General features: G+C 62.7%; 8 protein-coding genes. 5 read left to right on the plus strand and 3 right to left on the minus strand.

The features are described from left to right. Positions 1–7: 7 nt before the first annotated feature. Both HV823_RS22495 and HV823_RS27110 read left to right on the plus strand, forming a co-directional pair. Positions 8–2,005 (plus strand): Calx-beta domain-containing protein, encoded by a 1,998-nt coding sequence (locus HV823_RS22495; RefSeq protein ID WP_176951920.1) that lies wholly within the window; start codon positions 8–10, stop codon positions 2,003–2,005. A gap of 133 nt (positions 2,006–2,138) precedes the next feature. Then, on the plus strand, positions 2,139–3,332 hold the full coding sequence (locus HV823_RS27110) for a M23 family metallopeptidase (protein WP_176951921.1): 1,194 nt from the start codon (positions 2,139–2,141) through the stop codon (positions 3,330–3,332). 31 nt (positions 3,333–3,363) lie between these two features. Here HV823_RS27110 and HV823_RS22505 read toward each other — a convergent pair whose 3' ends face one another. Next, on the minus strand, positions 3,364–4,386 hold the full coding sequence (locus HV823_RS22505; protein ID WP_176951922.1) for a glycoside hydrolase family 25 protein: 1,023 nt from the start codon (positions 4,384–4,386) through the stop codon (positions 3,364–3,366). 312 nt (positions 4,387–4,698) lie between these two features. Further along, positions 4,699–6,687: a PhoX family protein gene (locus HV823_RS22510; protein WP_176951923.1), complete on the minus strand. Its 1,989-nt coding sequence runs from the start codon at positions 6,685–6,687 to the stop codon at positions 4,699–4,701. Between the two features lie 248 nt (positions 6,688–6,935). On the opposite strand from HV823_RS22510, the gene HV823_RS22515 reads away from it, so the two are divergent. The 3 genes from HV823_RS22515 (at position 6,936) to HV823_RS22525 (ending at position 11,647) form a co-directional block, all read left to right on the plus strand. Beyond that, a complete protein-coding gene (locus HV823_RS22515) occupies positions 6,936–7,607 on the plus strand; it encodes a CBS domain-containing protein (RefSeq protein WP_176951924.1) in 672 nt (223 codons plus the stop codon). Positions 7,608–7,754: 147 nt separating this feature from the next. Continuing rightward, positions 7,755–10,217, plus strand: coding sequence for a phosphoketolase family protein (locus HV823_RS22520; protein ID WP_176951925.1), 2,463 nt, complete (start codon positions 7,755–7,757; stop codon positions 10,215–10,217). Between the two features lie 110 nt (positions 10,218–10,327). Then, on the plus strand, positions 10,328–11,647 hold the full coding sequence (locus HV823_RS22525) for a glucoamylase family protein (protein ID WP_176951926.1): 1,320 nt from the start codon (positions 10,328–10,330) through the stop codon (positions 11,645–11,647). A 19-nt stretch (positions 11,648–11,666) separates the two neighbouring features. On the opposite strand, the gene HV823_RS22530 is transcribed toward HV823_RS22525, so the two are convergent. Next, the gene (locus HV823_RS22530) at positions 11,667–11,831 is read right to left on the minus strand and encodes a YegP family protein (RefSeq protein ID WP_176951927.1); all 165 of its coding nucleotides are present in this window, start codon (positions 11,829–11,831) and stop codon (positions 11,667–11,669) included. Positions 11,832–11,935: the final 104 nt, after the last annotated feature.

Consider the following 11,935-nt stretch of genomic DNA (forward strand, 5'->3'; position numbering starts at 1 on the left):
AGAAGAAATGGCTGTTCCCACGATTAGCATTGCGCGCGCCGAAAGCCTGGAGAATGGCTATGCCCGCTTCGTGGTGCGCCTGAGCGCACCGACCAGCGACGAAGTTCGCATCGACTATCGCGCAATCGAAGGGACGGCCCGGAACGCGCCGCTGAATGCGCAGGACTATACGGTTTCGCGCGGCGTGCCGTCGCTCTACGGCCTCGACGCGCTCGTCATTCCGGCCGGCCAGACGGAAGCGGAGATCTTGGTGCGGGTGCGGCACGATTACGAGGACGAGACCGACGAATCCCTCTGGCTCGAGCTGTTCAATCCGAAAGGTGCCGCATTTGCCGGAAACCCGGCGGTCTTGCGCACGCTCGGGGTGGCCAAAGATAACGATGGAACAGGCTCGAACCTCGCGCTCTTCGTGTCCAGCCCGACGGTGGTCGAGGGGCATGGCGGAAACAGGAAGGCGATCTTCGAGGTGCACATATCCGAGGCGCAGGCAAGCGATATGACCTTCAGCTACAGGACCGTTGACGGATCTGCGCGTGCCGGTAGCGACTACCTGGCCAAGCAGGGGACGGTGAAGATCGGCGCCGGCGAAACGACGGCAACGATCGCCATCGATCTTGTCGAGGACACGGTGCAGGAGATCAACGAGTTCTTCTCGCTGCTGGTAACCCCGAACAGCGCCATCAAGAACGGCTTTTCCGGCAGCAGCGGCGTGGCGTCCATACTCGATGACGATACCAGCAAGTCGCAGCCGGTCATCTCGGTCGAGCGGGCGGACCAGACGGAAGGCGGGACCATGCAGTTCCGCGTCGTCCTGTCACGCGCGACCGACGAGGAGGTTCGCATCGACTATCGCACACTTGTCGGTTCAGCCGCCGACGCGCCTACTAACAGCCGCGATTTCGCGCCGGAAACGGGAACGCTGGTGATTGCGGCCGGCAGCCGCGTCGGTTTCGTTTCCGTGCGCGTACGGCAGGATTACCTGGATGAGGTGGATGAGTCGGTCTGGCTGGAACTGTCCAGCGCGACGAATGCGCGCTTTGCCGGCAATCACAAGATCGAAAGGGTGCTCGGCGTCGTCCAGGACAATAACGGCACGGGCAGCAATCTCTCGGCCTTCGTTTCCAGCCCGACGGTGTACGAGGGCGACAACGGCGATCGGAAAGCCGTGTTCGAAATCCATCTCTCGCAAGCCTATGACAAGAACCTCACCTTCGCATTCAGGACCGCTGACATCACCGCCAAAAATGGCAGCGACTATGTCGGCAAGAAGGGCAACGTGACAATTCTGGCCGGACAGAGCGTGGCGGCCGTTACCGTCGATCTCGTCGAGGACGAGCGACTGGAGGGCGACGAGACCTTTTCTCTCCTTGTCACGGCGCCTGCGGGAGGCATCGTCAAGAATGTGATCACGGCAGGCCGTGCGACGATCGCCAACGACGACGACATCCACGAGGTCATCAACGGCAATGCGGCCAACAACTATCTTTCCGGCGGCAGCGGCAATGACCGAATCTACGGCTATGGCGGCAACGACACGCTGCTTGGCGGGACCGGCAAGGACCGGATGGACGGCGGCTCGGGCAAAGACAAGGTGGATGGCGGGACCGGCAATGACAAGCTGTTCGGCGGTGCCGGAAACGACACCCTCATCGGCGGTGCCGGTCACGACAAGATGGGAGGGGGTCCCGGACGGGACACGTTTGTCTTCCGTGCGATCGGCGACTCGACGGTGAAATCGGAAGGGCGCGACAAGATCTCTGACTTCACCCGCGGACAGGACAAGATGGACCTGAAGCTGATCGATGCGAAGATCGGTGCTGCCGGCAACAACGCGTTCGTCTTCATCGGCAAGGAGGCCTTCGACAAGAAGGCCGGGGAACTGCGCTACGAGCACAAGAACGGCGATACGCTGGTCACCGCCGACGTGAATGGCGACCGGAAGGCGGACTTCGCGATCGTGCTGGAAGGCATCCTGAACCTGAAGGAGACCGACTTCATACTCTAGCTGGTCTGGGATGTCTGGTCCCTTGTGGCGAAATCTGGCCGCTAGTCGCCGTTGTGGCGATGTGGCAGGCTCGCGCGTATGGGGCGGCCCGAAAATGCCCGCTACGTCCAGCGACCTGAAAGCGGAGAAGTCCATGCGCATTCTTTCGCCCGTGCTCGCGGCGGTCGTCACGATCCTTGCGGGACAGCCTTTATACGCCCAGTCCTTGAAGGCGGAGGAGGTTTTCAGCTCCATCGCGGTGCGACCGCTCAGCGCCCCCGATCCGGTCACAGGTGCGGACGAGAGGGTGCATCTCGCCTATGAGCTTCTGGTCGTCAATCCGAGCCGTTTATACGTCACTCTTCACAAGGTGGAAGCCATCGAAGCAGAGAGGCGCTTGCTCGGATCGATGGAGGGTGATGCGCTTTCGAAAATGACCACGCCCTATGCCGGAACGGGGTTGGAGATTCCTCCAGGGGGGTCTGCGACCGTTTTCATGGATGTCAGCTTTGCTGTCGGCGCACCCCTGCCGTCGGACCTGTTCGCACGGATCACCGCCAAGCGGATGGCGGCGGGGGCGGACGGCAAGGCCCAGCCCATGCCGAAGGACAGCCCGATACCGGAAACCTTCACCTTTACCGGCGCCGGCACCGGTATCGGCAAGCCCGCCGTGGCGGTGGCGCCGCCGCTCAAGGGAGCTGGCTGGGTCGCAGTCAACGGCTGTTGCGACGAGATAACGTCGCATCGCGGCGCCGTCATGTCGATCAATGGCCGGCTGCGCGTGCCTGAGCGCTTTGCGATCGACTGGGTGAAGATCGACGACAAAGGCAGGCTGTTCGAAGGCGACGTCTCGAAGCTGCAAAGCTATCCCTATTACGGCGCGCCGGTACTGGCCGCGGCCGATGGCATCGTCGTCAATCTTTATGACGAGGCGGACGAGCAGGTGCCCGGCGGGGATGCGAAGGGCATCACCACCGAAAACATCGGCGGCAACATGTTGGTGGTTGATATCGGCGGCGGCGCCTATGCCTTCTACGCCCATCTCCAGCGCGGCAGCCTAAAGGTGAAGCTTGGTGATCGCGTCAAGACGGGCGAGGTGATCGGCCTGCTCGGCAATACCGGAAACTCTACGGCGCCGCACCTGCATTTTCATGTCATGGACGGGCCGTCGCCGCTCGACGCCAACGGGCTACCATTCGTCTTCAAGCGGTTTTCCAGCCAGGGCAAGCTGGCGCCCGGCTCCGACGAGGCGATTCAGCGCGGCGAGCCCGCCAGTATCGTCAAGGCGACGTCCGGCGAGCACATCAACCAGTTGCCGCTGAACAACGAGGTCGTAGATTTCGACTAGAACATTCCAGCCGAAGCTGTCGTACCGAATGTCAGCTCGATTGGCCTGCGACCCAGTTGTGCCAGTCCGCCTCGCTGCCGCGGAATACGTTCAGGTCGATCTTGCCGTCGACACCCTGCGACAGGCCCGAGCCGGAATACTGCCAGAACACCCACTTGCGGTTCGGATAACGCACGGAGGGGTGTGCTGCGACCGAGCGAAGCCAGAACGGATAGTCCTTGAACTCGCCCGTCAGGTTGTCCGCATAGAAATCCGGGGCCGTATAGATGATCGGGCGCTTGCCGTAGTGGCGCTCGAGCTTGTCCATGAAGACCTGCATCTTCTCCACGACGGTGGCGCGGGAAAGCCGGCGCTTGCACTTCGATTCGCCGTTGTACTCCACATCGATGACCGGCGGCAGCGCGTCGGGATCTTTGGGCACGTTGCGGATGAACCAGTCGGCCTGTTCGCCTGCCGTCCGGCACCAGTAGAAGAAGTGATAGGCACCACGCTTGATGCCCGCTTCCTTCGCCTTGCGCCAGTTCGTCTTGAACATCGGGTCGAGATGGTCGCCGCCGTCGGTGGCCTTGATGAAGGCAAAGTTCGCGCCCTGGGTTCGCAGCGTCACCCAGTCGATGTCGGCCTGCCAGCGCGATACGTCGACGCCGTGGACTGCATGATGTCGAGGGGTGATCTTGCCGAAATTGATCGGCTTGGCATCGCGGAAGCGCTGGTTATAGATGCGCGAGCGCTTGCCGGGTTTGATGGTGATGGCGGGTTCGACCGGTGCGATTGCCTCCAGCGGGCGTTGCGTCGGCATCGCTGCGGTGCGCGTCAGGTTCTTGAAGGGTTCCTGGTCCGGGACGGGACCTGCCCAAGCCAGTTCATGTGGGGCAGCCTGGTCGGTGTCGGCTTCGCCGACATCGTTGGCCGGAACGGGGGCCGCGGGACGGACGATGGAACTCGTCGTCTCCTTCGAGGTCAGACCGGCCCGGAGATCATCGACGCCCGAACGCGAGCAGCCGGATAGCGCGAGGCCGACGAGAAGGATTGCTGGTACAGCCGAAAGACGCATGGGAACCCGTTACGCAAAACAAATACGGATGGCGGCAATTCCGCCGCGGAAGCACTCTGAATAATTGCTAACGGAGAATTACCAAAAAAGACTGAATCCAATCTTTACGGCGCGCAAAAGTGGCGGCTGTGACGCCGAAAACGCAGGTCCGGGAATGGTCGATCCGTGAATTTCACGTGGATGCTGTGCGCTATCGATCTGAAACTACGACACAATAGATCGTGATGGGGATTTGATCCCGGCTTCCTGAAAAATGCGATTGGCCGGGACGATGCCCGGCCAATCTGGGACAGATACGACAGAGGACAACGATCACACGGCGATCTTGCCACCGCCGATCTTGGTGATGGCGACGACGGCCGGGCGGACCGGCATGTCGTCCTTGAAGTCCGGCCAGCGGGTGGAGAGGTCCTCGTAGTAGGACGGGCGGCCGTGGCCGTCCCAGTCCTCGCCACCGTCAGCCGGATGCTGCACGGCGACGAAGGCCGTCTCGTCATCCGGGGTGAACAGCGGGCCGCACATTTCAGCTCCCACCGGCACGCGGAAGAACAGCTTCGAGGTCGCGCGCGCGTCGCCCTCGGTATCGACCGCCCAGAGCCCGTCTGCGCGACCCGTCGCCTTGTTCGAGTTGCCGTCGGTCGACACCCAGAGGCGGCCGGCAGCATCGATGGCACAGTTGTCCGGCATGCCGAACCAGCCGTTCTTCGTTGTTGCGGTGGAGAAGGTGGCACCGACCTCTGCGACGGAGGGATCGCCGCATTTCAGGAGAACCTCCCACTTGCCCGAAGTGGCGGTGAAGTCGCCGTCGTCTTCCGTGATCTCGATGATGTGGCCGAAGGCGTTTTCGGCGCGCGGATTGGCGGCGTCGACCTGGTCGGCCTTGCGCTTGGTGTTGTTGGTCAGCATCACGTAGACCCTGCCGTTGACCCCGTTCGGTTGGACGTCCTCCGGACGATCCATCTTGGTGGCGCCGAGCAGGTCGCCAGCGCGGCGGGTCTCGATCAGCACGTCGGCCTGGCTGGCAAATCCGTTCTCGGCCGTCAGCGGGCCTTCGCCATGCACCATCGGCAGCCATTGCATGGTGCCGTCCTCGTTGAACTTTGCGACATAGAGCGTGCCGGCGTCGAGCAGGTCCATATTGGCGGCGCGGTCGTCGGGATTGTAAGCGCCATCGGTGACGAACTTGTAGACATAGTCGAAGCGCTCGTCGTCGCCGAGGTAGAAGACGACCTTGCCGTTCGCAGCCACGATCGATTCGGCCCCCTCGTGCTTGGTGCGGCCGAGTGCGGTGCGCTTCTTCGGCACGGACGTCGGATCCATCACGTCCACTTCGACGATCCAGCCGAAGCGGTTCGGTTCGTTCGGTTCCTTGGCAAGGTCGAAGCGATCGTAGAAGTTGGCCCACTCGTGGCCGCCTTCCGGAACGCCGTAGCGCTCGTAGTTGCTGGCTTCTGCGTGATCGGCCGGCAGTTCGCCGGAGAAGTAGCCGTGGAAGTTCTCTTCCGCCATGATGTAGGTGCCCCACGGGGTAACCCCGCCGGCACAGTTGTTGAGCGTGCCGAAGACCTTCCGGCCGGTGGCGTCGGCGCCGGTCTTGACGCGGTCGTGGCCGGCGACAGGGCCCGTGAGCTGCATCTCGGTGTTGGCGGTGATGCGGCGGTTCAGTTTGCCCTCCGGCACCACCTGCCACTTGCCGTTCACCTTGCGGATCTCGACGATAGTGCCGCCGTGGGCGGCCATCTCGACGTCGACCTGATCCTTCGACAATGCGCCCTGTTTCACCTTGCCGTCGACGATGGTGACGAGGCCGGGGAACATCAGGTGGGGATTGGTGTATTCGTGGTTGACCACGAGCAGCCCGTGCTCGGACGAGCCTTCAAGCGGAATGAAGCCGACATAGTCGTTGTTGTAGCCGAACTGGCGCTCCTGTGCCGCGGCAGTCTGCGCCACCGGGTCGAACGCGGGAGAATCTGTAAAAAGCGCATCGCCCCAGCGCAGGAGCACATCGGCATCATAGCCCTCAGCCACGTGGTGTGTCGCATCGACGCCGGCTTCGACTTCGGTAAACGAGAAGGCGGAACCGCTGGCCGCACGCGCCTTGTCGGCGCTCATGAGCGCGACGGGGCCGACGGTCGCTGCGATCGCGGAGACAGCCAGGGAACCCTGCAGGAAGCCGCGGCGCGAAAACCGCTTGCCGATGATTTCGCCCATCGTCGGATTCAGGCTCGGATTATGTCCGTCGCCGTCCGCCTCCTCGAGTTGCGTCGTCGGGAAGATCTTTTGAGAGAAATGTTCGGTCATAAGACGGTCTCCAATAGCTGTCGCGGACTCCCGGTTTAGAGTCGTTCTAGCCTTTAGAGGCAGCATGTATCGGTTTTGCGACAATTGTCGCGGTGGGTGCACGGCAAGCCGACTGGCCGATCTCCTGACCGTCCACAGGTGGCCGTCGGGTCGGATGCGGCGGAAGGAAGCGGTTGTCGAAGCTTCCCGCCGGGTTTAGTTTGGTTGAGACTGGTGACGGTTTCAGGGCTTTGCCGGAGTTGGAACAGATGCGCGTCAAGGATGTGATGTCGAAGGTCGTCGTCAGGCTTTCACCCGACAACAGTGTCAGGCAGGCCGCAAGGCTCATGCTCGACAACCACATAAGCGGTCTCCCGGTCGTCGACGACGAGGGGCATGTGGTCGGCGTCATCACCGAGGGTGATCTCATTCGTCGCACCGAGCTCTGCAGCGGTGTGGCCGGCACACCGGCCGATCCGGCGATCCCTGCCGAGACGCGGGCAAGCGCCTATGTAAAGCGCAGTTCGTGGAAGGTCGGGGATGCGATGACTGCCGACCCGGTCACCATCGACGAGGACGCCTCGGTCTCGCGCGTCGCGATGATGATGCAGGACCGCGGCGTGAAGCGGATCCCGGTGATGCGCGACGGCCAACTGGTCGGCATCGTCAGCCGCGCCGATCTCCTGGAGGCAATCCTGGCCGCCAAGCAGGACGAGATGCAGACCGGCGACGACGCGATCCGGCGAAGCATCCTAGTCCGGCTCGGCGAGAACACCGGCCTCGAAGGGTTGGGCATCGACGTCACGGTCGTGGACGGGACGGTACATCTCTGGGGCAAGGTGGAGACGGTTGAATGCCGCAAGGCGGCGCGGGTCGTAGCCGAAGGCGTCCACGGCGTCAGAGGCGTGGTCGAACATTTCCCTGCACTCTTGCCCGGCTAGAGTGGCAAGCCCGTCGGGGCTTCGGCGCGGTCAAACGCGTGCATCTGCGATGGATGCGCGGCCATCACAGCCCTGCCACAAGCTGCGCCTATGCTGGCGACGGCAAGTTTCAAAGAGTAACGATGTCTTTCTGATCGGGAGGCTGGCATGGCTTCGGTTGAAATGGCAGCGACGAAGGAAGAGGCGGCCGCCCCGAAGGGAAGGGCGGCTGGGCTGGACCCGGATGAGCTTCGTCTGATCGATGCCTACTGGCGGGCGTCGAACTACCTGTCCGTGGGCCAGATCTACCTGCTCGACAATCCGCTGCTGCGGGCGCCGCTGAAGCGCGAACACATCAAGCCACGCCTGCTCGGCCACTGGGGCACGTCTCCCGGCCTTAACATGCTCTACGTGCATCTCAACCGGGTCATCCGGCGCGACGACCTGAACATGATCTACGTGATTGGTCCCGGACACGGCGGGCCGTCGCTGGTGGCGCATGCCTATCTGGAAGGCACCTACAGCGAGTTCTATCCGAACATCAGCCAGGATGCGGAGGGGATGCAACGGCTGTTCAAGCAGTTCAGCTTTCCCGGCGGCATTCCGAGCCATGTCGCGCCCGAGACGCCCGGCAGCATCCATGAAGGCGGCGAACTCGGCTACGCGCTGAGCCACGCCTATGGTGCCGCCTTCGACAATCCCGACCTGATCGTCGCCTGCGTCGTCGGCGACGGCGAGGCGGAGACCGGGCCGCTTGCCACCGGCTGGCAGGGAAACAAGTTCCTCAATCCGGCCAGAGACGGCTGCGTGCTGCCGATCCTGCACCTGAACGGGTACAAGATCGCCAATCCCTGTTTCCTCGCCCGCATTCCCAAGGAGGAGTTGCAGAAATTCTTCGAGGGCATGGGCTACAAGCCGCACTTCGTCGAAGGCCATGAGCCGGAGGACGTCCATCGCCAGCTTGCGGACGTCATGGACACGGCCGTCAGCGAGATCCGCCACATCTGGGCCGACGCCCGCGAGAACGGCAACCTCAAGCGGCCCGCCTGGCCGATGATCGTCTTCCGCACGCCGAAAGGCTGGACGTGCCCGGAAGAGATAGACGGCAAGAAATGCGAGGGCTACTGGCGCTCGCACCAGGTGCCGATGGGCGACATGGACAAGCCGGAGCACATCCGCATCCTCGAGCAATGGATGAAGAGCTATCGTCCGGACGAACTGTTCGACGGCGACGGGCGGTTGAAGCCGGAAATCGCAGCGCTGGCGCCGGTGGGGCGGCGGCGGATGAGCGACAATCCGCATGCCAATGGCGGTATTCTGCTGCGCGACCTGAAGATACCGGACTTTCGTAAATACGCGGTCGAGGTTCCAAGTCCCGGCGCCACGACGGCGGAATCCGCCCGGGTGATGGGAAAATTCCTGCGCGATGTCATGAAGCAGAACCTCGGCGACAGCAATTTCCGCCTGTTCAGCCCTGACGAGAACAATTCCAACCGCTGGCAGGACGTGCTGGAGGTAACCGACCGCTGCTACATGGCGGAGATCTATCCGGAGGACGACCACCTCTCCCCGGATGGCCGCATCATGGAAGTGCTCAGCGAGCACCAGTGCCAGGGCTGGCTGGAGGGCTACCTGCTGACCGGTCGGCACGGCTTCTTTTCCTGCTACGAGGCCTTCATCCACATCATCGATTCCATGTTCAACCAGCATGCCAAGTGGCTGAAGGTGTGCAACGAAATCCCCTGGCGCAGGCCGATCGCCTCGCTGAACTACTTCCTCAGTTCGCATGTCTGGCGGCAGGATCACAACGGCTTCAGCCACCAGGATCCGGGTTTCATCGACCATGTCGTCAACAAGAAAGCCGAGGTCGTCCGTGTTTACCTGCCGCCGGATGCCAACACGCTGCTCTCGGTGACCGACCACTGCCTGCGCAGCCGCAATTACGTCAACGTGGTGGTCGCAGGCAAGCAGCCGGCGCCGCAATGGCTGACGATGCCGGAAGCCGTCCGCCATTGCGCCATGGGCCTCGGCATTTGGGAGTGGGCGAGCAACGACAGGGGCGGGGAGCCGGATGTCGTGATGGCCTGCTGCGGCGACGTACCGACCCTGGAGACGCTCGCTGCCGTCCAACTCCTGCGCGAGCACCTGCCCGAACTGAAGGTGCGGGTGATCAATGTGGTGAACCTGATGAAGCTGCAGCCGGCGGAAGAGCATCCGCACGGCCTGTCGGATCGCGATTTTGATGCACTGTTCACGCGCGACAAGCCGATCATCTTCGCCTTCCATGGTTATCCCTGGCTGATCCACCGGCTGACCTATCGCCGGACGAACCACGGCAATCTCCACGTGCGCGGTTACAAGGAGGAGGGCACGACGACGACGCCCTTCGACATGGTGGTCCTCAACGAGCTCGACCGGTTCCACCTGGTCGGTGACGTCATCGACCGTCTGCCGCAGCTCGGCGCGCGCGCGGCCTATTTCAAGCAGGCGATCCAGGCCAAGCTGATCGAGCATCGCGAGTACATCGAGAAGCACGGCGACGACATGCCTTCGATCAGCGGATGGAAATGGGGCGTGAAGGAAGGGGCGAAGGCTGCCGCAGCGACGTCCACGGAAGGCGACAACGCATGACGGCTCGCTTCGGCACCTGCGGGTACCGCAACACCGGGTGCGCTCCGAAAATGACGTTGTCTTGCGCGGAGTGGAGGGAACCGCAAAGCACATCCGGCAGTTGATTGGCCATGTCAAATTTGTTGTCGACCGATCCCGAACTGAAGCGGATGCCGACCGAGCAGGATCTCGGTCGGCTCCAGTTCACCACCATTCTCTATTACCTGCACTGCACCAATCCGGATAACGGGCTCGTCCGTGACAAGACCCAGCCGGATGCGCCGGCCAGCATCGCCGCCATCGGCATGGCGCTCGCCACCATTCCCGTCCTCGTCGAGCGCGGCATCATCATTCGCAAGTTCGCCGCCAAGATCGCCCGCCGGCGACTGGAATTCCTGCTGGAGCTGCCGCAAGGGCCGGAACCCGACGCCTCTGGCTACAAGGGGTTCTTCTATCATTTCCTCGATATCGAGACGGGGCGTCGGGTCTGGGAATGCGAACTGTCGACGATCGATTCGGCGTTCCTCTTTGCCGGCGCCCTGACGGTGGCAGCCTATTTCGATGGGCCGGTGGTAGAAGAAGCCGAGATCCGCCGCCTCGCAAACGCACTTTACGAACGGGCCGATTGGAACTGGGCGCGCGACGGCGGCCTCACGCTGAGCCATGGCTGGCGGCCGGAAAACGGCTTCATTCCCTATCGCTGGCGGGGCTACGACGAAGGCCTGCTTCTCTACATCCTCGGTCTGGGCTCGCCGACCCATCCGCTGCCGGCGGACTCCTATGCCGCCTACACCGGCAGCTATGAGTGGCGCAACATTTACGGGCGCGAACTGCTTTATTCGGGGCCGCTCTTCACCCATCAGCTGTCGCACATGTGGATCGATTTCCGGGGCATCCGCGACGCGTTCATGCGCGAGCACAACAGCGACTATTTCCTGAACAGCCGGCACGCCACATTCGTCCAGCAGGAATACGCCATTCGCAACCCGATGAATTTCGCCGGCTACGGCGAACATTGCTGGGGCTTCACGGCTTGCGACGGTCCCGGCTGGACCAAACGCAACGTCGATGGCATCGACAGGGAGTTCTTCGACTACATCGCCCGCGGTGCTCCTTATGGCCCCGACGACGGAACGGTGGCGCCCTGGGCGGTCGTCGCCTCGCTGCCGTTCGCACCCGAGATCGTCATCCCCACCATCAGCCACTTCGCGCGCATGGATCTCGGCATGACGCATCTCTACGGCTTCAAGCCCTCCTTCAATCGATCCTTTGCGATGGAAAACGGTCACACCGGCTGGTGGGTCAGTCCCTACCACTTCGGCATCGATCAGGGGCCCGTCGTCCTGATGATCGAGAACTACAGGAGCGAGCTCCTGTGGAACATCATGCGCCACTGCGAGCCGCTGGTCGTGGGCTTGCGGCGCGCCGGCTTCTCCGGCGGCTGGCTGTGAGTGCGGGGCTTGTTCCGCGCTACGCCGGATTGCACGCCATCCCGTTGCGGCGGGCATTGTCGAGGCAGTCGCTCCGGTTCACGTAGGACTCGGTGGAAGCGCCGACGATCCGACCGTTTGCCGCAGTCCTGCGCCAGCGCCACCGCCCGCCGCTCTGATAGATTTCCCAGGTGTCCCCGTTCATGGTCAACTCCTCTCGGTCTGGGGTGACGCTAGGTGATTCGTAAAGGGTGCTCCACGAACTGAACGCAATCATGGATTGCTGTTTCGGTGGCGTCGGTTGAGTGG

This window comes from Mycoplana rhizolycopersici (assembly GCF_013378445.1).
In the GTDB taxonomy this organism is placed as follows: Bacteria; Pseudomonadota; Alphaproteobacteria; order Rhizobiales; family Rhizobiaceae; genus Mycoplana; species Mycoplana rhizolycopersici.

What these genes read in the sequence shown, in the direction of transcription:
- HV823_RS22530 (WP_176951927.1), bottom strand. Translation starts at nt 11,831, where the DNA reads ATGAACGGGGACACCTGGGAAATCTATCAGAGCGGCGGGCGGTGGCGC.
- HV823_RS22505 (WP_176951922.1), bottom strand. Translation starts at nt 4,386, where the DNA reads ATGCGTCTTTCGGCTGTACCAGCAATCCTTCTCGTCGGCCTCGCGCTA.
- HV823_RS27110 (WP_176951921.1), top strand. Translation starts at nt 2,139, where the DNA reads ATGCGCATTCTTTCGCCCGTGCTCGCGGCGGTCGTCACGATCCTTGCG.
- HV823_RS22515 (WP_176951924.1), top strand. Translation starts at nt 6,936, where the DNA reads ATGCGCGTCAAGGATGTGATGTCGAAGGTCGTCGTCAGGCTTTCACCC.
- HV823_RS22510 (WP_176951923.1), bottom strand. Translation starts at nt 6,687, where the DNA reads ATGACCGAACATTTCTCTCAAAAGATCTTCCCGACGACGCAACTCGAG.
- HV823_RS22525 (WP_176951926.1), top strand. Translation starts at nt 10,328, where the DNA reads ATGTCAAATTTGTTGTCGACCGATCCCGAACTGAAGCGGATGCCGACC.
- HV823_RS22495 (WP_176951920.1), top strand. Translation starts at nt 8, where the DNA reads ATGGCTGTTCCCACGATTAGCATTGCGCGCGCCGAAAGCCTGGAGAAT.
- HV823_RS22520 (WP_176951925.1), top strand. Translation starts at nt 7,755, where the DNA reads ATGGCTTCGGTTGAAATGGCAGCGACGAAGGAAGAGGCGGCCGCCCCG.